Consider the following 20451-nt stretch of genomic DNA (forward strand, 5'->3'; position numbering starts at 1 on the left):
TCGATAACGGTGAAATCCTTCCAGGCCTCCTCATCTAGGCGAATAGCTGCCTCTAACCCGAAGGTGCGTTCCACCGCTTGGAACCAGAGGCCATCGTGGGCCAGCCACAGCTTAGCGGCGTCGGCAAGCAGCTCCCGACCTTGCGTTTTCTCCTCTGTCATCACTGATTTCCCCTCTCTCCTTATTAGTTACACCGCTCTTCTTGCCCCAATGCATTTCTGCATTGGCATTCACCATCACTTCATTATAACATGCGAAATCCGTGCCAACCTGTTTTATGGCTGACCTGGAGATTCCAACTACCTGCGCTCCGAGGGCTGAAACCGTGAGACTTTTTTATCTGTGCTCCCAGTGCGAGGGCCATGAGTGGACCTGCTGAAAAAGGTTTACTGGTGCAAAGGTGATCTGATCCACGGGAACGCTCCTGGGGATGAAGCCCTAGCGGTTTAGGTTCCTGCCTTTAATGCAGTATTGCATTGGCCGATGCTATTCTGCACTTATGCGGAAGTTAACCTTTGTCTTTGGTTTTAGGTGGGAAAATCTTCGGAACACCTGATTTATCTAGTTATCTTGCAGCCTTGGCACCCTGTCCTGAATCCTGGTATGCGTTTTGCATGAATTAGAAAGCGATCTAGGGATTGAGTTGTAGAGTGAGTTTCCGAGCAAAGGAGGGTGTATCTTGGTCGACTGGGCTATGGCCGGGGAAGTGGCGTTGAGCGGCGTGCTGGGCGTATTTGCGGTTATGGTTGTGCTTGAGGTAGCTATCCAAATTAGCTCCGCTGTCATCCGTCGCATCGAAGCTGGCTCACAAGCCAATCACAAAAACTAAGTGAGGGTGGGATCATGGCAGTACTCCAGAACATTGTTTACTCCAGCGGCCTTATCCATTTAACCTGGGGCAATATAGTAATGTGGCTGATTGCCTTTGCCCTACTTTACTTGGCTATTAAGAAAGAATTTGAGCCTCTATTGCTTTTACCTATTGGTTTTGGGATCCTGGCCACCAACTTGCCGGTCACCTTTCTTATGAAGCCGGGCGAGGGGCTATTGTGGCGGTTCTTCCACTATGGTGTAGAGTGGGAAGTTATTCCGCCCCTGATCTTTCTTGGCATCGGAGCGCTTACGGATTTTGGTCCTATGATTGCCAATCCCAAAACCATCCTCTTGGGCGCCGGTGCCCAGGTGGGGGTATACATCACTTTCTTTGGCGCCCTGCTTCTGGGATTCAACCTCGACCAAGCTGCGGCCATCAGCATCATCGGCGGAGCTGACGGCCCCACCACCATATATGTTGGGTCAAAACTGGCTCCGGAGCTGATCGGGGCCACCGCGGTGGCAGCCTACTCCTACATGGCCATGGTTCCCCTCATCCAGCCTCCGATTATGAAGCTCTTGACCACCCCGGAAGAGCGGAAGATAGTCATGAAGCAGCTCAGGCCGGTGAGCCGGCTGGAGAAGATCTGCTTTCCTATCGTTACCACGCTGGTAATCAGCCTGTTAGTGCCGACTGCGGCTCCGCTAATGGCTATGTTCATGCTGGGCAACCTGTTTAGGGAGTCGGGAGTGGTGGAGCGCCTGTCCGGTGCCGCCCAAAATGAACTGTTGAACATTATTACCATTTTTCTCGGTATATCGGTTGGAGCCACCATGACCGCCGAGAACTTCCTGCGGCCGCAGGCGCTATTCATCTTTTGCCTAGGGTTGGTTGCCTTTGCCGCCTGCACCGCCGCCGGGATCCTGCTGGCCAAGTTCATGAACTTGTTCCTCAAGGAGAAGATTAACCCCTTGATCGGGGCAGCTGGGGTGTCGGCAGTGCCCATGTCGGCGCGGGTGGCACACAGGGTGGCATCGGAAGCCAACCGCCGGAACTACATCCTCATGCACGCTATGGGGCCCAACGTGGCGGGGGTAATCGGCACGGCGGTCGCTGCAGGGATATTCATTGCCTTGTTGCAGTGAGGGCGCGGAGCCGGAAGGAAAGCTATATAGGGCTTAATATGCAGCGCGGAGGTGAGCAAGGAGCAAGCTGGTTGCTGCCTGATCAGTCATTAAGAAGCTGGGAAAATTAGAACCAAAAGTATAAGACAAGGAGGTAGTGAGTATGCCAGATCTGGTGTCGCCGATGGCTGGGAAAGTTGTAGAGGTAGAGGTCAAAGTAGGTGATCAAATAGAGCTCGACCAGGAAGTAATGGTGTTGGAGTCCATGAAGATGGATGTACCGGTTTACGCTGATGTGGAAGGTAAGGTGAAGGAGATTAAGGTTAAGCCGGGGGACCAAGTTAACCAAGGGGATACCTTGGCGGTGCTGGAATAGGCAGGCGAAGTGAGCCTTGGACACGAGCCTAGCGGATTGGGATGCCAACGATGGTTAGCTAGCGGGAGCACCAAGTACTATTCGCGAGGGGAGGAGAAACCTCATGGAGTTTGCTTTGAACGATGAACAGAGAATGCTTCAGGAGACGGCGCGCAAGTTTGCCGAGAACGAGATCCTGCCAACCCTAGAGCAGGACGAAAAGGAGCACCGCTTCCGCCCGGAGCTGGTAAGGAAGATGGGGGAGCTGGGCTTCTTTGGCTGCGCCATTCCCGAGGAGTACGGCGGCAATGGCTACGGTTTCTTGGAGTCGGTCCTGATGGCCGAGCAAGTGGCCAAGGTCAGCGCCTCCTGGCGCCTGCCTTTCAACATGCAGAACATCGGTCCTGCCGTCACCGTAAACAAGTTCGGTACTGAGGAGCAGAAGCGCAAGTACATCCCTAAGTGGGTGAGCGGCGAGTGGATTGGCTACTTTGCTATAACCGAACCCAATTCCGGATCCGATGTTGCCGGGATGACCACCACTGCGGTAGATAAGGGCGATTATTATGAGCTCAACGGTCAAAAGATGTGGATCTCCAACGCCCACGTGGCCGATTGGGGCTTGGTCTTTGCCTATACCGACAAGGCGGCTAAGTACAAAGGCATGACCTGCTTCATCGTCAATCTCAAGGAGACAGAAGGCATAACCACCGCCCCCATTGAAACTAAATTGGGCTTGCACTGCGCCCCTACCGGCGAGATCAGTTTCGATGGAGCCAAGGTGCCCAAGGACCAGGTTTTAGGCAACCCCGGCGATGGTTTCAAGATCTGCATGTGGATGTTGAACAACACCCGTCTAGGTTGTGCCGCCGGTGGCCTTGGCATCAGCGGGGCGTGTGTAGATGCGGCCATCAAGTACGCCAACGAGCGTACCCAGTTTGGCCGGAAGATCGGTTCTTTCCAAATGATCCAAGATCAAATTGCCCAAATGGTGGCCGAGCACCATGCGGCTCAGTACTTGGTCTACCGGGCAGCCTGGCTTAAGGATCAGGGGTTGCCCAACCAGATGGAGACTTCCATTGCCAAGTATTTCGCGGCCGAAGCAGCGGTCCACGCTGCCAACGAGGCTATGAAGATTTATGGATCCTACGGTTATTCTACTGAGTATCCGGTAGAGCGTTATCTTCGGGATGCCAAGTCACTGCAGGTGGTCGAGGGTACCAGCAATATCCAGAAGACCATCATTGCTGGGATTGCCCTGGGTGACTCGCCCAATAGGTAGTTACTAGGTTTACTAGGGGATGCCTAATGGGGAAAGGAGAGAGGGCCCATGGATAGGAAACAGTTTCCCTTGCGCCCCTACTTTGAAAAGATGCCCGACATCGGGGCGCCGCTGCGGGAGGGGGAGGTGAAGCGGGCTGCCCAGAACATAAAGCTCATCCAGGAAGAGGAAGAGAAGATCCGCCAAGCGGTGGAGCAGGTCAAGAATGCTGGCTCCCCACCCGAAAGCGTCCACAAAAAGGGCCAGATGACGGTCTGGGAGCGGATCGAATATCTGGTTGACCCAGGTACGTGGCTGCCGTTGCATACCCTTTATAACCCAGCTGATAACGAAGAGGGCACCACCGGAGTCATCGATGGGTTGGCCAAGATCCAGGGCAAGTGGGCGGTAGTGATTGCCTTTGACAACAAGGTATTGGCAGGTGCGTGGATTGCTGGGCAGATCGAGAACATCTTGCGGGTAACGGATCTGGCCAAAAGAATGAATCTGCCTCTGGTTTGGATCACCCAGTGCAGCGGGGTTAAGCTCACCGAACAGGAAGCAGTATACCCCAATCGCCGTGGTGGCGGGACCACCTTCTTCCGTAACGCCGAGCTCAATATTTTAGGGATACCCGTTCTCAATGCCATTTATGGGACCAACCCGGCCGGAGGCGGCTACCACGGCATTAGCCCCACCATCCTGTTGGCGCACCAGGGCGCCAATATTGCGGTGGGAGGCGCTGGCATCGTTAGCGGCATGAAGCCCAAGGGGTACTTCGACCAGGAGTATGCCCAAGCTCTGATTGAGGCCACCAAGACCCTGCGCCAGAAGCCTCCGGGGCGGGTAGAGACTCACTTCGACCACACAGCTTTCTTCCGCGAGGTATACGATACCGAAACTGGAGTATTGGACGGGATCAAGGAGTATATGAAGAAATTACCGGCTTATGATCCCCAGTTCTTCCAAGTAGCAGAGCCGGCTGAGCCTAAGTATCCAGGTCAGGACCTAAATTGTCTTGTGCCTTTTGACCAGAAGCGGGTTTACGACTCCATCCAAGTTTTGGCTCGGCTAGTTGATGCCAGCGAGTTCATGGAATACCGCCCTGACTACGGACCCGAGGTTTATACCGGCATTGCCAAAATGGGCGGGTTCTTGGTGGGAGTGATTGGCAACCGCCAGGGCATATTCCAAAATTACCCGGAGTATGCCAAGGGTGCCTATATGGGGGTGGGAGGAAAGCTTTACCGCCAAGGCCTCATCAAGATGAGCGAGTTTGTCACCTTGTGCGGGCGCGACAACCTACCCATTATCTGGATCCAAGATACCACCGGCATCGATGTGGGCGACCTGGCTGAAGAAGCCGAGCTCCTAGGTCTCGGCCAGTCCTTGATTTATTCCATCGAAAAGACCGATGTCCCCCATATGTGCATAGTGCTGAGGAAGGGCACGGCGGCAGCTCATTACATCATGGGAGGGCCGCCCGCCAATGAAAACAATGCTTTTACGCTGGGAACGCCCTTGACCGAGATCTATGTGATGCACGGAGAGACCGCAGCAGCGGCCATGTATTCGCGCCGGCTGGTTAAGGAACAGGAGGCGGGCCAGCCCCTGGACCCGGTAATTGAAAAAATGAATCAGATGGTAAAGATGTACCATGACCGCTCTCGGCCGGTGTTCTGCGCTCAGAAGGGCTTCGTGGACGAGGTGGTGCCATTAACTGAACTGCGCCGGTATTGCGTTGCCTTTGCCGAAGCGGCTTATCAAAACCCCAAGTCAATAACTCCTATACACCAAATGATTCTGCCGCGGAGTATCCGCGGGTAGAGAATAGGCCCCGGCCGGCAGGAGGTTTTCCCTAGGCTGGAAGAAGGGTTGCCCCACCCACTTTTTCTGCCTGGGAGGGCATCCTGCCGTTACAGGAGGGAGCGCTTAGCGGCCGCTCCCTCCTTTTTTCGCTCTGGTTCAAAAAAGATGCCATGCCAAGAGCTAGCGGCATGGGTGCAAGGTACCAGCTGGCACACCTCTTGTGACTCGAGGTGCAATAAACTAGAATGGTGATATGATCTGGCCGAGGAGAGCGGCAGAAAGTGGCTACGAGCGGTGGGAGAGAAGCTCTTAACTGGCGTCGCAATCTTTACTTGATGATCTTTATCCAGGGGATAGTCACCTCCTCTTTTCAGCTGGTTAACCCAGTATTGCCGTTGTTTGTGGGAGAGCTAGGCGTTACCGATCCGGCTGCGCTGGCAAGGTGGGCAGGGCTTTTGCCCGGCATCAACGCCCTTTTCACTGCTGTCTTTTCTCCCTTGTGGGGTGGACTAGCCGATCGTTATGGCCGGAAACCCATGGTAGTTCGTACTACCGCCAGCGTAGCCCTGTTTAGCGGGTTAACCGCTCTGGTAGTCAGCCCCTACCAGATTTTAGCTTTAAGAATTCTCATGGGATGTTTTAGCGGCTTCTCAGCTGCAGCCTTGGCCTTGATTGCTTCCAATACACCCCGGGAGCACTTGGGGTTTGCCCTAGGGTGGCTGCAGACCGGGCAGACGGTGGGCATGGTGGTAGGGCCGTTTTTGGGAGGGTTGTTAGCCGATATTGTTAGCTATCGAGGCGTATTTGTGGTGGCCTCGGTGATGGCAGCCCTGGGCGGCCTTTTAACCGTGCTGGGAATCAAAGAGCAATTTCAGAAGCCCGAGCCTCCTGTCCGCAATCCTCGGTCTGGCGGACAAATAATTGGCCGCCGCCAGTTCACTTCAGCACTAACCAGGCATTGGCAGCGGCTAAAATCATGGCCAACTAACATCTGGGTACTGTTTGTGGTTATCTTGCTGTCCCAGTTTGCCACCCGCTCCGTAGAACCCATCGTCCCACTTTATGTGCAGGCCATGGCGGGATCGGCCACCGAAAGCGTGGCCAGCCTCTCCGGCCTGGTGGTGGGCATCATGGGGGTAGCTCAGGTAATGGCGGTAGCTTATTTGGGGCGCCGGATGGTTCTCTTCGGATATAAGAAGGTTATTTGGGTCTGCCTGGTAGGCGCTGCCTTGACCTATGTTCCCCAGGCGTTGGTAAGCAATGTTTGGCATTTAGCGGCCCTTCGCTTTATCCAGGGGCTGTTCTTAGGAGGACTGCTGCCTGCGGCCAATACGCTCATCGGTTACCAAGTCTCCCCGGAGCAGCGGGGGCGAGTATATGGATTTACCTCTAGCGCCTTCTTTCTCGGCAATTTTGCTGGGCCGCTGTTTGGTGGTTTGCTGGCTGCTTGGTTAGGGATCAGCGCTGTGTTTTACGCCAGCGCGGGCTTAGTACTGATCAATGCCCTTTGGGTTACCCGGGAAGTGCAAGAACCAGCCCGGGTGCTTAGCCCCAAGTAAAAGTTAATCAATAATTAAGCTTGTTGCCAGCATTGGTTTTAATACATGTGTGTTATAATAAGTCAATAGTTGTCCTAATACAAAATCGGTGGGGGTATGGGCTTGATCGAAGTCAAGGGCCTAACCAAGCATTTTGGTTCGGTGCAGGCGGTAAATCAGATTAGCTTCAGGGTTAAGGGGGGAGAGATTTTCGGCCTCCTGGGTGAAAACGGGGCCGGAAAGACCACTACCTTGCGGATGCTGGCTACGGTGCTGAAGCCTACCTCTGGCAGCGCTACGGTCAACGGTTTCGATCTGGTGCGGGAGCCGGACCGGGTGCGCACCCAGATCGGGGTGCTTTCGGCTGAGGAAGGTTGTTACCCGCGACTGACGGCCCGTGAAAACATCGAATTCTTTGCGAGACTTAACAACTTGCCCCCGGATGAAGTCAACCGCCGAACTGAAGAGGTAATTGAGCTTCTGGACATGGGCGAATACGCCGATCGTCGTACTGGTGACTTTTCCAAGGGGATGAAACAGAAAGTGGCCTTGGCCCGGGCGATTGTCCATGATCCTCCCATCTTGCTCATGGACGAGCCCACCGCTGGTTTAGACGTCACTTCAACCCGGGTAGTTCGGGATTTCCTAGTCCATTGTCGGCAGCAAGGCAGAGCTATAATCTTCTCCAGCCATATCATGAGCGAAGTTGAGCGCCTTTGCGATCGAGTAGCCATAATCAACCGGGGCCGGATTGTGGCCGAGGGTACTTTACAAGAGCTTACCACCCAGTACGGCGAGAAAGATTTTGAGGAAGTATTCGCCCAGCTGGTGGGCGGGTCAACCCTGGGAGGTGGTAGATCGTGAGATGGCAACACTTGGTACTAATCTTTAAAAAGGAAATCATCAGTACCCTGCGGGACCGAAGGACCCTGCTGGGCATGATAATTCTCCCTATCCTCCTGATTCCTGCTGTCACCCTTTTAGGTCCCAGCATGATCGAAAAGCAAACCAGGGAAATTAAGGAAAAACCTCCCAAGGTGGCATTGATAGCTCCAGAGGAAAGCTCCCTTTCCCGGTACCTGCGCCAAACTCCCAAGTTGGAAATCGTTAGCTCCAGCAGCGTCGACCAGGATCTTGAGGACGGAAAGATCCAGGCCATCATTAGAATCGAGCCGGGCTTTGACGCGTCTATAGCCCAACAGAAGCCGGCACCGGTGATCATTAATTTTGACGCTTCCGATCAAAAGTCGTCTTTGACCTCTTCCCGGGTAGCTGAAATCATAAATGAATTTTCCCAAGGCATAGTTGCCGAGCGGCTGGCCGCCCTGAAGGTGGATACCACCATCCTTAGTCCCATCGCCTTGGAAACCAAAAACGTGGTTCCGGAAGAGAAGGTGGGAGGTAGTTTCTTGGGGCTGGTCTTTCCCTTGATGCTGGCTGTATGGGCAGCTATGGGAGGAATGTATGCGGCCATCGATGCCGGGGCGGGAGAAAAGGAGCGGGGGACTATGGAGCCGCTCCTGGCCGCCCCTATATCCAGGCTCTCCTTGGTGATGGGCAAGTATTTTGCGGTGGTACTCATGTCCATAGTTGGAGCCGCGGTAGCTCTAGTAGGCATGTACGTGGCTTTTCTGATTAAGCCGGGAGCAGCTCTAGGAGCCGGGGCAGAAGGGGTGATGAAATTCTCCATACCCTGGTCCAACGCTCTGCTGATGATGCTGATTGCCCTGACTATCGCTGGATTCTTCAGCGCGTTAGAGCTTGCGGTGAGCATCTTGGCTCGGAGCTACCGCGAGGCCAATACCTATCTCTCGCCGCTAAGCTTCGTGGTGGTAATTCCCGCCATCTTTACCCAGTTCCTAAACCCCCGGGATATGCCCGAGTTTACCTATGCCATACCCCTTTTCAACGCCATCATGGTCTTCAAAGAGCTGTTAATGAATGAAATTAACTGGGGGCATATTGGAGCTACCTTGGCTTGGTCATGCTTCTGGATCGTTTTGGCCCTGAGATTTGCGGTATATATGTTCAACCGCGAGTCGGTGTTATTCCGCCAATAGCTTGATGGGCTGTTTCGGAAAGGAGGTAACCTGCCTGTGGGTGGTAACCAGGAGATGAAGGCAATTTCCGGTGGTAAAGTCACCACCGACTTGGGAGCCAAGAGCAAGCAGCATGGCTGGCGAAGGTCATGGTCGTGGCTGGGGTGGATAATTCTGGTGGCCGTTTTGGGCCTATTGTGGTACCTGAGAACCTGGTGGCACGCGCCCCTAATGTTCATCTATACTAACCCGGCCATCATCGAGGCACTTCTGATCTGGTTGCTTTTGCATTGGCTTTGGTTTAGGCGGCGTTGGGTGGGCGCCAAGGTATGGGAGTATGATAAAACCGATTCCCAAGGCCATAAAACTGGGAAGCGAGGCAAGGTCACCTTTCGCTACCTTTGGTTTTCCTATATTTTAGTGCTGCCGGCTTTGTTGGTCGCTTTGCCCTTGGTTGCTAATGTGGCCCAGAAGGTAGATATCGTTAACCGAATCCAATATCAAAAGATTAGCCGGCTTCCCGATGCCGTAAAGAATGTGCGGCTAATGCCTGAGGTGGTGGCCTACCGGTATGCTCGCGACGCTTTACAGCTAAGCCAGTATAAGCTAGGGACCGAGCACGTTGCTCTTATCGATGGCAAGGTCTCTTTTACTTTTCCCTTGGTTCCTGATGGGTTGCTGCTTACCTTTACGGCTAAGAATAAAGGCATGACTTACGTTAATGCCACCACCCAGGAGCGCAACTCCCAAATAGTATGGAAGGACATGAAAATTGGCGAGGGCATGAAGGTCACCGATAGCCTCTGGTGGAATTTGCATCGGGTGCGCTACTGGGTGGACACGGAGGAGCCCTACTACGTCCCTAAAGATGGCGAAGTCTATACGGTAGTTCCGGTCATCGCCTACGACTACGGGTTCAAGTGGGGGCTGGTCTACGCGGTGCCGGTGTTCGCTGGTTCCTTTATAGTTGATAGCCAGGGCCATATCCAGTTGGTATCCCCAACCCAGGCGTTGGAACATCCAGTACTCAAGGACAATCTGATCTTTCCTGAGCATCTCAGTCGAGTTTATGTCGACGCTTACCAGTACAAGAAGGGGGTAATCAACCGCTTTTTCTTGCATGAGGATCAGATCGAGATTCAGGATGTCGGTGATAACCCTCAGCCCTTTTTGATGGATACACAAGCGGGCCTCAAGTGGTTTGTTAGCGCCGAGCCCTATGGAGAGAGCCACGGCGTGTTTAAAATCTTTTTGGTCGATGCGCGGACTGGAGACATTGATCTCTATGAGCTACCGGAGGATCAAGTGCTGACCGGTCCGGTTCGGGCTCTCGACTACGTGCGCCGCTCTAACCCTTTAGTTGACTGGAATCTTTTCAATATGGTAGAGCCGCTACCCTTTGTTCGAGATGGAGTGCTATACTGGAAGACCGCAGTGATTCCCAATGACTATGCTGGCATAGCCTATCAGGCCTTTGTGGATAGCCGCAACAATAACGTAATCGAGCTTAAGACCGATCGTGAGGTAGCTGACTTTATCGCCGGCAAACTGAACTCAGCGCCCGGACCTGCTGCCCCTTCCGTTCCGGGGGCCCCAGGGGCGCCAGGCCAGCCCCCTACTCCGGCCAACCAACAGGAGCTGATTAAACAGATCCGGCAGAAAATGCAGGAACTGGATCAGTTGTTGAAGCAATTGGAGGCCCAGAGCTCTCCCAGCGGAGGGGGCAGATAAACGGTGTGGCGGCGACTCTCCCAATTCTATCCCCCTTGGGTTGAGTTGATCCTACTTCTGGTTTTAGGGTTTTCCTTTTGGTACCCGGCTGCTCATTACACCGAGATGCCCATGCGCATACCCACTCACTTTGGTCCGGCTGGGCTTCCCGACGGCTGGGCCACGAAGAGTTGGGTGACGGTACTTTTGGGGGCAGTTATAATGGCGGGAGTTTACCTGTTGATCACCGGCATAGGTTTATGGATGGCCATTGTTGAGGATCCGAGGAAATTAATCAGCTGGCCTGATGAGCAAGCGTTGAAGAGGATGAGCACTGAACGGGCCGAGCTGTTGCGGCGGGTTACTTTGCAGGGGTTGTTGGCTACTAAGGCGCTAATAGTGGGCATGGGCGCCTACCTGGAATATGCCAGCACCCAGGTAGCTATTGGCCAGAGTAAAAGCATTGGCTGGTGGATCTGGGTTTTTGTAGGTGGGATACTGGTAGTCTCCGGTTACTTAGTCTGGAAGACCATAAGGCTAACGTACCCAGGCAAGAAAGAAGATCGGGTGTAGGTGCACACCGGAAATGAAATGGCGGCTGGCCCTTAACCTTGCTTTAATTTAAGGCGATAAACTCTAAGGAGGTCTTGTCCGACTTAGGTTGGAGGGGTTAATGGTGAGCCACGAAGAAGCCGATCTAGCGAGAGACTCGTCTGAGGCCAGAGTAGAGACTGCTCACCTTCCTGGACCGGGGGGATGGGCGTGGGTGTCCCAAGGCGTATTCTACTTTAAGGATCCCGACCCGGGCGGGCGCGGTGCTATGGTGCGGTCGGGGGAACATGTCACCCTTTTGGTAGGAGGACGGGAGACCAAAGGGCCGGTAGAAGTCAAGGGGCGGGTGGCCATTGAGGTGAGGCCCGAACGCTCAGAGCCCCAAGCTAGCGCCCAGGTTCGCATCAGTAAGGACAAGCTGACGGCTTACTTGCGGGTGGATTACCAGTCCGGCAAGGTCTACCGGCTGGCAGATCGGCCGCCTGCCCGGGAATTAACCTTAGAAGCGGTTTTGGCAGAGGAGGTTGTGCCAACTCCTTTCACGGTGGAGGCGCTCTTGGCCCGCTTGCATGAGGCTGGTGTTAAGTACGGGATTAGCGAAGAAGCACTCCAGCGGGCTGCCCAAGGTACCGAAGATCAGGAGATAGAGGTAGCCCACGGGGAGCCGCCCCAACCGGGCCAAGATGGCTCGATTGAATGGCTGGTAACGGCAGGGTCATCTTTGCCCCAGTCAGCGGAAGAACTGGACAGGGTCGATCTCAGTCGTTACCGGGAAATTGCCGGGGTTCGGCCCGAGCAGATTCTTGCCCGCCGGGTACCTCCAGTCCCAGGAATTCCCGGGCGTGATGTTACTGGCGCATCGGTTGCACCTCCTCCGGTTAAGGATGTAACCATTAAGGCCGGACCAGGCGTGGACCTCAAGGAATCGGGGAACGTAGCTGTAGCTACTACCGCTGGCCGGGCTGAGCTCCGGGGGACGGTGGTGGCAGTATATCCTACTTATGCGGTAGAAGGCGATGCTGATGCCAAGACCGGCCATATCCGGTTTCAGGGCGATGTAACCATAAAGGGCAATGTTTTGGACGGGATGCGCATTGAGGCCGGAGGCAAGGTGGACATTAAAGGCTATGCGGCTACGGCCACCATCTTGGCCGGAGGCAACATCTCCATTGCCCAAAATGCGTTGGGTTGCCAGATTCGGGCTGGCGGTCCCCAGACTGCTGCCCAAAAGCTACAGGGTATCCTCAGCGAAACACACTCCCAGGTTCGCAATCTCTTGGTGGCGGCCCACACGGTTTTGCAGAAGGTACCCGAGGCCTCAGGCGCAGAGGTCACCCCGCAAATGGAAACCAACGTGCTCCGAGTGCTTCTTGAGAACAAGTTCATCAACCTTCGTCGGCAAATAGGCTCTTGGAGGAACGAAGCCGAAAAGCTCCAGGGACAAATGGCGGAGGTCCTGGGCTCGGAAGAAGGAAAGCTCATAGGGGAAACCTTAGCAGTGCTGAAGAGCTTGGCTAGCTACCTTTCCCCCGAGGGCACTCTACGTTTGAAGGGACTGGAGAGGCTCGAGCACGAGTTTAACCTGTTGTCGACCCAGGTGGAGAGGCTGGCACCTATCCTTACGGCCATTGGGGCTCAGCGATCTAACGTTACGGCTGGGTATGTACAGAACTGTCGCATCGAGGCCAGCGGCGATGTCAAGGTGGTAGGAAAGGGCTGCTTCAATTCCAGCATCTTTGCTGGCGGTCGGGTCAGCATCGAGGGAACTCCGGGGATCTTTGCCGGGGGAGAGATCGTGGCTCGAGGCAACGTGAAAATCCGGCAGATAGGCACTCCTGCGGAAACCTATGCTTCAGTGCAGGTTCCAGATGGTTGCCGGATTAGCGCTGGCACAGTATTTCCCGGTGTTTACCTTAAGGCTGGCCACCGGCAGGAAAAAATTACGGTACGCCAAGACAAAGTAGAATTTAGGGCGTAATTGCTCAGTAGAGAGGTTGGCTAGAATTGGACCTAACTACGGTAATCGGTATTGTTTTGGGGATAGCTTCTCTGGTAATAGCTTTTGTTTTGGAAGGCGGAAGCTTGGGTGGTCTCCTTGCTCCTACTGCTGCCATAATTGTCTTTGGTGGTACCATCGGGGCCACTATCGTTGGCTATTCCCTTTCCGAGGTTCTTACTATTCCCAAGCTTCTAGGTATTGCCTTTAAAAATCGAGATTACGACGTAATGGGGACTATCGAGACTATTGTCCAGCTAGGTGGCAAGGCCCGGCGCGAAGGTATACTGGGCCTGGAGAGCGAGGTTGCCAAGTTAGAAAATCCTTTCCTGCGCCAAGCTATTCAGCTCATCATCGATATTACCGATATGGATGCAGTTCGAAGTATCCTTGAGCAACAGATCTACGCCATGGAGCAGCGACATGCGGTGGGGGTAGGGATGTTCGAGGCAGCTGGCGGCTATGCCCCGACCATGGGGATTCTTGGTACGGTGATGGGCTTAGTTCATGTCTTGGGCAGCTTATCCGATCCCAGTTCTCTTGGACCCGCCATTGCTGTAGCCTTCCTGGCTACTCTCTATGGTGTTGCCAGCGCCAACCTCCTATGGCTTCCCATCGCGGCCAAGCTAAAGAACAAAAGCCAAAAGGAAAAGATGATCAACGAGCTGATTATGGAAGGAGCTTTAGCCATCTATTCGGGGCGCAACCCTACTCAGATTCGCACGGCGCTATTGGCCTTTGTTAAAGGGGAACGTGCGCAGCTAAGCGCCGGTGAATCTGGAGCAACCCCAGGGGAAGTTGGCAAGGAGTTGACGGAGAACTAGCTTATGATGGGATTCAAGAATCGCAATCACGGATCGCCAAACGCTTCCGAGGGAAAGGTAAGCAAAGAGCGTTGGCTACTTACATATTCAGATCTTATAACCTTGCTAATGATCTTCTTTTTGCTCATGTATACCATTAGCAATGTTAACGCCCAGAAGTTTGCAGCCTTAGCTCGTTCTTTGGCTGCTACTTTAGGCGAAGGTACGGCTTCTCTGGTTGGAGATGCTACCGGAAGCGTCGTCCCTCCCATAATTCCCGGAGATGCTAATTGCGACAGTTCGCAGGAAGCCAAGCAATTCCAGGCCATCCAAACCGACTTAGGAAAGTATATTCAACAGGAACACCTTCAGGGCGAGGTATCGGTCACGGCCGAAGAGCGGGGAGTGGTGGTCAGCTTCCAGGACCGGGTTCTCTTTGCCGAAGGCTCGGCCGACTTGAGCCCTAAAGCACTAGAAGTACTGCGCCAAGTTGGAAAAGTCTTATCTCGCACCAGCAATTACTTGCGGGTGGAAGGGCATACCGACAACCGCCCTATCCACACCGCCCAGTTCCGATCCAATTGGGAACTTTCGGTCATCAGGGCCACCAACGTGGTACATGTATTGGTTGAGCAAGCCGGTATTAACCCTGCCCGCATCTCTGCTACTGGGTACGGGGAATATCGACCCCGCGTAGCTAATGATACTGCCGCTCACCGGGCACTGAACCGGCGAGTCGACATCATCGTTCTCAAGGGCGAGTTCCGTCCCTCGGAACCAGGAGCCACCCCTAACTCCTAGCCGCCCTTCCATCTGGCCGACAAGAATTCAATTGGCGCCCACCCAATAGGGGATCTAAGAGGACTAACCCTCTTTCCCCGGATCTGGAGGCATTTATCTCCACTTGCCCACGTATAATGTCCACGGATAGCCAGCCTTTGCCTGCTAACCAGGAAGGAGTGGAAGGTGTGTTCCGGGGGCATTTTTATGCCACATCGACTAGATCTGGGCCTGGCCAGAACGAGGCGCGAGGAGTTTTTCCCGGCGGTTCCGCCGGCCATGGCCGGCCTAACTGGATAAGGGTAATATTGCTGATCTTGGTGGTAAGTAGCCTCACCGCGTTAGCAACTTGGTGGGACAGCCGCACCCAAACTGCTCCTTCTACCACCGAGATAGCAGATGATGGGATGAACAAACTGCAGGGAAAGGTGTTGGAGAGCATGGGAGTTGCACTTCCGGATTATCGGCCCTTAAAGAAAGAGGTACAGCAGTACATTGATGCCATCGGTAACCCATATGGGATTTTCTTTAAAGACCTTTCCTCCGGTCAAACCTGGGGCATCAATGAAGATCAACCCATGGTGGCAGCCAGTACCACCAAGGTGCCCGTGGTGCTATACCTCAACCATTTGGTGGCTCAGGGGCGGGCCCACTGGCATGACAAGGTAGCTTACGATCCCGCTACTGATCTGGAGCGAGGTGCAGGGCCTTTGGAACACTACGCCCAAGCGGGCGAAAAGTATTCCCTGCGCGTCCTGGCCAATCTAGCCATCACTACCAGCGACAATGTGGCCATTCGGATGCTCATCCGCCACCTAGGAAAGCAGAACCTGATTGCTTTCATGCGCCAAATAGGGGGGCGGACTGTCTACCCGGGCGGCAAGAACCTAACCACCGCCCGTGACTTAGTTACTTATCTGGAAGCAGTTATCGATTTTGCCCGTACCCACCCCGACTTGGGCGAGCGGCTACTGGATGATCTGGCTCACACCATTTACAACCAGGGCTTACCTGGCCAATTGCCTGAAAACCTTATGGTGGCCCATAAAGAAGGGGAATTGGAAGATGTGGTCAACGATTGCGGCATCGTTTACGGAACCAGACCCTTCGTTTTAGCGGTGCTTTCATCCAATAATCGAGATATGCGCCAGGGTTTTGCCCATATAGCCCATATTACCAAACTCATTTATGATTACCAGGAAAAGCTAGCGCGCGAGCACCCCGGTCCGGCCCGCTAGGCTGGTGCTAGAAACTGGCCCGTGGGGGAGTGCTCTGCGCAAGATTAGGGAGCGGAGGACCGGCGGCCCAGACGGAAGAAACTGGTTTTTCGAGGAGGAAAGTTGACCTTGGTGAGGGTAGGGGTAGCGTTTGTGGGGGCGGGCTATTGGCGACGGCGGCTGGCCTTTAACTTGGTGAAGCTCATAGCGGCGAGCATGCTGATTATTCTGCTGGCCCTGTGGTTTAGGAAGGGGGCAGCGGTGCTCTCGTTGGCCCCCGGGGACAGCCCAACCTCCAAGACGATAGCGAGCGATATTGTCCCGGCTTTAGAGGCTATCTACCGCCAAAGGGCGCAAGCGGTACTTAAAGGTGATTGTCAAGCGGTTAGGCCCTTATTTGCTACCGATTCCGTTTATGGAAAATGGGCTTTGGAACACCAGGAGCGCCGCATTAAATACCTCCAGGCTTGGTCTCAAAAACGGGGGATAAAGCTTACTCGGTATGATGTCATGTTGCACGTGCGTAACATTGAGGTGAAAGGCGAAACTGCCTGGGTGTTTTTGCTGCAGACTGCCTGCTTGGGTTATATCTATAATGATGAGCCTTCAACTAAAGAAAAGAAGTTTGGGATTGGCACCCGCCATTTGGTGGAATTAGTGCACCGCGGAGGCAAGTGGCTGGTAAGGCGGGATTGGTACACGGATCCGTTGGAGGAGGACACGCTGATACCCGACGTCACTCCAGCGGTAGGGCGCTACAATTTGCCCGCCCCTACAGGAGCTAATCCTTATCCAGGTTGTACGCTGCTAGTTCAGATTGCTGGAGCTCGCGCTGCTTCCACCAAGAGCCGGGCGCCAGCAGCTGCGGGCCAACTGGGCTACAACCGGCTTCAGGCGGTGGCTTACGCTGATAAATACTGCGGTGCGGCTTGGGGGTCCCAGAATGATTATCGTTACAATTCCAAGTACCGAGATTATACTGCCCTTGGTGGAGACTGTACCAACTTCGTTTCTCAAGTACTGGGAGATAAAGAGGCAGGCGGCTTGCCCATGGATGGGACTTGGTGCTACAACTTTTCGTCTCGTTCCCCAGGGGGAAGCCGGGCCTGGGTGCAGACCGACGCTTTGGCCGATTACCTTATCTACAGCGGCCGGGCGACTTTGGTAGCCCGAGGAACCTATCCTGAGGTAATGAGGCGCATAGCTACCCTGGAGCTAGGAGACTTGATTGCCTATCAGGAAAAGGGCCGCATCGTCCATTTTGCGGTGGTGACCGGTCGAGATGAGCGCGGGTACGTTCTAGTTAATTCTCACACTGCTGACCGCTACCACGTGCCTTGGGACATCGGCTGGGACAAAAAGACCATCTTTTGGCTTTTCCATATCAACGCTTGACCGGCAACTTGGTAGGAAAGACTGCCAAGAGCTTAAGCCGTGATTGAGCGAGAGGGCCGAGACGGGCCGCCGCCAGCAGTTGCTTGACACATCTTGGAGGAATTGCTACAATGCCTTTGGTCGTAATGGATTAGAGTGTCCGGGGGAGCACCCGGCCATTTTTATGTCCTTGGGGGATTGCAAAGGGTGAACGGCGTGACCTATGATGTAATAATTGTGGGCGCTGGCCCGGCAGGAATCTTTGCGGCTCTAGAGCTGGTTCAAGCTACTAGTGGTGACTGGCTGGGTTCTGCCGACAGCGACACCAAAGTACCTACGACCACCCGCCCTTTGCGGATTCTAATGCTGGACAAGGGTCCAAATCTAGCAGAGCGCCTTTGCCCCTCCCATGAGCAGAGCATTGGCTGCTCCCTGTGTACCCCTTGTGCCACAGTCTCCGGCTGGGGCGGAGCGGGCGCCTTCAGCGACGGCAAGTTGACCTTGTCTCCCCAAGTTGGGGGTATGCTGGACCAGTACCTGGGGGATTACCAGTTGACGCGGTATATCCAATATGTAGATAGCATCTACTGCGCTTTTGGGGCTCCTAAGAAGGTTTACGGAGCCGATGATGAGGAAGCGTTGGCTGAAATACGACGAAAAGCAGTGTTGGCAGATTTAAAACTGGTTCCGGCTCCTATCCGGCACCTGGGTACCGGTCGTACCAAGGAAATTCTCCAGGGTATGCAGGATTTTTTGGTGCAGCACGGGGTCGAGATTCGCACTCGAACTTGGGTGGAAGAGATTCAGGCCCATGACGGCAAAGTACAAGGCGTAGTCACCCGTAGCGGCGAGTTTATCCCGGGGCGATATGTAATAATAGCGCCTGGCCGCGAGGGAGCTGAGTGGCTGGTTCGGCAAGCTGAGAAACTGAAACTCGAACTGGCAGTTAACCCGGTGGATATTGGCGTCCGGGTGGAGGTGCCGGCGGCAGTCATGAGCCACCTCACCGATGTTATTTATGAGTCCAAGTTCATCTTTTACTCCAAGAAGTTTGACGACCGGGTCCGTACCTTTTGCATGAATCCCCATGGGGAAGTAGTGCTAGAAAACATGGAGGGCCTGGTTACCGTAAACGGGCACTCATACGCAGAAGACGTCGACCGCAAGACCGAAAATACCAATTTTGCCCTTCTGGTTAGTAAGACCTTTACCCAACCGTTCAAGGACCCTATCGCGTATGGGAAATCAATAGCCCGCCTAGCTAATCTCCTTGGCGGTGGAGTGCTGGTTCAGCGCTTGGGGGACCTCATTTCGGGGCGGCGATCTACGCCTGATCGCATCGAAAAGGGCTTGGTTACCCCTACTCTCAAGGAGGCTACCCCAGGCGATTTGTCCCTGGTATATCCCTATCGCCACTTAACGGCTTTAGTAGAAATGTTGCAGGCCATGGACCGGATTGCTCCGGGGGTTTATTCGCGGCATACCTTGTTGTACGGAGTGGAAGTGAAATTCTACTCTTCCCGCTTACAGCTTTCCTCATCATTGGAGACCAAGGTGAACAACCTTTATGCGGCTGGCGACGGAGCCGGAGTAACTCGGGGGTTGGTGCAAGCTTCAGTGGCAGGCGTCCTAACGGCGCGGGGTATATTGGAGAAAGAGGGCAAGGAGGATCATAGTTGTCAACCTTAGTAGTAGTAGGGGCACAATGGGGCGACGAGGGCAAGGGCAAGATTACTGATTACTTGGCGGAACAGGCTGAATTGGTGGTTCGCTACCAAGGGGGCAATAATGCTGGGCACACGGTAGTAGTGGACAAAAGGGAGTTTAAACTTCACCACATTCCTTCTGGGATCCTTTATCCGGGCAAGACCTGCATCATTGGCAATGGCGTAGTCATCAACCCGCGGGTATTGTTTCAAGAGCTTGATAACTTGCATGCCTGCGGGGTCGATACGAGCGGCCTGCGGATCAGCGACATTGCTCATGTCATTCTTCCTTATCACTTGGAATTGGACTCGGCTCAAGAGGAACGGCGCGGCGCCGGTTCCATAGGTACAACCCAGAAGGGCATTGGCCCAGCTTATGTGGACAAGGTTCACCGGTCGGGGCTAAGGGTAATTGATCTAGTAGAGGGCGATTTTCGCCAGCGACTAGAGACCGCTATTGCTGAAAAGAATGAGGAGCTAGTTCGCCTCTATGGCCGCGAGCCGTTAGATGCAGGAGCGATCATTGATGAATATGCCGACTGGGCCGGAAAACTACGGCCTTTGGTAACTGATACCTCCTTGCTAATAAATCAGGCCATCGATGCTGGCAAGAAGGTCCTATTTGAAGGAGCACAAGGGACGTTGCTTGACATAGATCATGGAACCTATCCTTTTGTTACTTCTTCTAGTCCAGTAGCCGGAGGAGCGTGCACCGGAGCTGGGGTAGGTCCGACTCGCATCGACCGGGTGATGGGCGTAGCTAAGGCTTATACTACTCGGGTAGGAGCTGGACCCTTCCCTACCGAGCTTACCGATGGGGTGGGCGAGATCATGCGTCGGGAAGGTAGGGAGTTCGGAACTACTACCGGTAGGCCCAGGCGTTGTGGTTGGCCGGATGCAGTACTGCTGCGCTACGCGGCTCGGCTGAACGGCATGGAGTATTTGGCGCTAACCAAGCTAGACGTGCTAGATGGCTTAAGAGAGATTAAAGTAGCAGTGGCTTACAGGTACCAAGGCCAAGTGATTAGCGAGTTTCCCCATAGCCCTGCGGTCCTAGCCCAGTGCCAACCTATTTACGAGACTTTGCCTGGGTGGGAAGCGGATCTTACCCAGGTTCGGCGACAAGAGGACCTCCCTCGAGAAGCGGTAGCTTTCATCGAGCGGCTGGAGGAGCTAAGCGGTACCAAGATCGCTTTGCTTTCGGTAGGTCCGGAGCGGGAACAGACCATAATTCGAGATGAGTACCAACTTTTCTAGGTTAGGGAGGCTAGGCTCCACTGCCAGGTTGTGCCGTTGCCGGCGGCAGCGGCATCCGCGCGGCTGTGGGGCGAGGCCATTCCCAGAACTAGTGCCAACCTTCCTGAGTAATTTTC

Annotated in this window: 18 protein-coding genes; 17 read left to right on the forward strand and 1 reads right to left on the reverse strand. The window is 54.3% G+C overall.

The window, feature by feature from the left end; all coding sequences use genetic code 11:
• Positions 1 to 161: hypothetical protein (locus H5U02_06430; protein ID MBC7342070.1), on the reverse strand; the 161-nt coding region annotated here is incomplete at its 3' end.
• Between the two features lie 518 nt (positions 162 to 679).
• On the opposite strand from H5U02_06430, the gene H5U02_06435 reads away from it, so the two are divergent.
• From H5U02_06435 to H5U02_06515, 17 genes are all read left to right on the forward strand, one after another.
• Positions 680 to 829: a hypothetical protein gene (locus H5U02_06435; protein MBC7342071.1), complete on the forward strand. Its 150-nt coding sequence runs from the start codon at positions 680 to 682 to the stop codon at positions 827 to 829.
• 14 nt (positions 830 to 843) lie between these two features.
• On the forward strand, positions 844 to 1959 hold the full coding sequence (locus H5U02_06440) for a sodium ion-translocating decarboxylase subunit beta (protein MBC7342072.1): 1116 nt from the start codon (positions 844 to 846) through the stop codon (positions 1957 to 1959).
• Positions 1960 to 2101: 142 nt separating this feature from the next.
• Positions 2102 to 2314, forward strand: a complete 213-nt coding sequence (locus H5U02_06445) for a biotin/lipoyl-binding protein (GenBank protein MBC7342073.1) — start codon at positions 2102 to 2104, stop codon at positions 2312 to 2314.
• 103 nt (positions 2315 to 2417) lie between these two features.
• Positions 2418 to 3575 carry an acyl-CoA dehydrogenase family protein gene (locus H5U02_06450; GenBank protein ID MBC7342074.1) on the forward strand — a complete coding sequence of 386 codons (1158 nt, stop codon included), beginning with the start codon at positions 2418 to 2420 and terminating at the stop codon, positions 3573 to 3575.
• Between the two features lie 48 nt (positions 3576 to 3623).
• Complete coding sequence (locus tag H5U02_06455; protein ID MBC7342075.1) at positions 3624 to 5381, forward strand: glutaconyl-CoA decarboxylase subunit alpha; 1758 nt, start codon at positions 3624 to 3626, stop codon at positions 5379 to 5381.
• Positions 5382 to 5644: 263 nt separating this feature from the next.
• Positions 5645 to 6922: an MFS transporter gene (locus H5U02_06460; protein ID MBC7342076.1), complete on the forward strand. Its 1278-nt coding sequence runs from the start codon at positions 5645 to 5647 to the stop codon at positions 6920 to 6922.
• A gap of 102 nt (positions 6923 to 7024) precedes the next feature.
• Positions 7025 to 7765 (forward strand): ATP-binding cassette domain-containing protein, encoded by a 741-nt coding sequence (locus H5U02_06465; GenBank protein MBC7342077.1) that lies wholly within the window; start codon positions 7025 to 7027, stop codon positions 7763 to 7765.
• A complete protein-coding gene (locus H5U02_06470; protein ID MBC7342078.1) occupies positions 7762 to 8961 on the forward strand; it encodes an ABC transporter permease in 1200 nt (399 codons plus the stop codon). Before H5U02_06465 ends, H5U02_06470 begins: the two co-directional genes overlap by 4 nt.
• 36 nt (positions 8962 to 8997) lie before the next feature.
• A complete protein-coding gene (locus H5U02_06475) occupies positions 8998 to 10671 on the forward strand; it encodes a hypothetical protein (GenBank protein ID MBC7342079.1) in 1674 nt (557 codons plus the stop codon).
• A gap of 3 nt (positions 10672 to 10674) precedes the next feature.
• Positions 10675 to 11223: a DUF1648 domain-containing protein gene (locus H5U02_06480; protein ID MBC7342080.1), complete on the forward strand. Its 549-nt coding sequence runs from the start codon at positions 10675 to 10677 to the stop codon at positions 11221 to 11223.
• Between the two features lie 100 nt (positions 11224 to 11323).
• Entirely contained in the window at positions 11324 to 13180 is a 1857-nt protein-coding gene (locus H5U02_06485) for a DUF342 domain-containing protein (GenBank protein ID MBC7342081.1), read from the forward strand.
• A gap of 26 nt (positions 13181 to 13206) precedes the next feature.
• Positions 13207 to 14022 (forward strand): flagellar motor protein, encoded by an 816-nt coding sequence (locus tag H5U02_06490; GenBank protein ID MBC7342082.1) that lies wholly within the window; start codon positions 13207 to 13209, stop codon positions 14020 to 14022.
• Between the two features lie 6 nt (positions 14023 to 14028).
• Positions 14029 to 14802, forward strand: coding sequence for an OmpA family protein (locus tag H5U02_06495; protein MBC7342083.1), 774 nt, complete (start codon positions 14029 to 14031; stop codon positions 14800 to 14802).
• A gap of 167 nt (positions 14803 to 14969) precedes the next feature.
• Positions 14970 to 16019 (forward strand): serine hydrolase, encoded by a 1050-nt coding sequence (locus tag H5U02_06500; GenBank protein MBC7342084.1) that lies wholly within the window; start codon positions 14970 to 14972, stop codon positions 16017 to 16019.
• A 108-nt stretch (positions 16020 to 16127) separates the two neighbouring features.
• Complete coding sequence (locus tag H5U02_06505; GenBank protein MBC7342085.1) at positions 16128 to 17393, forward strand: amidase domain-containing protein; 1266 nt, start codon at positions 16128 to 16130, stop codon at positions 17391 to 17393.
• A 177-nt stretch (positions 17394 to 17570) separates the two neighbouring features.
• Complete coding sequence (locus H5U02_06510) at positions 17571 to 19061, forward strand: NAD(P)/FAD-dependent oxidoreductase (GenBank protein ID MBC7342086.1); 1491 nt, start codon at positions 17571 to 17573, stop codon at positions 19059 to 19061.
• Positions 19049 to 20335, forward strand: a complete 1287-nt coding sequence (locus H5U02_06515) for an adenylosuccinate synthase (protein ID MBC7342087.1) — start codon at positions 19049 to 19051, stop codon at positions 20333 to 20335. Before H5U02_06510 ends, H5U02_06515 begins: the two co-directional genes overlap by 13 nt.
• Positions 20336 to 20451 lie beyond the last annotated feature (116 nt).

It is taken from the genome of Clostridia bacterium, assembly GCA_014360065.1.
Lineage (GTDB): Bacteria > Bacillota > DSM-521 > Neomoorellales > JACIYF01 > JACIYF01.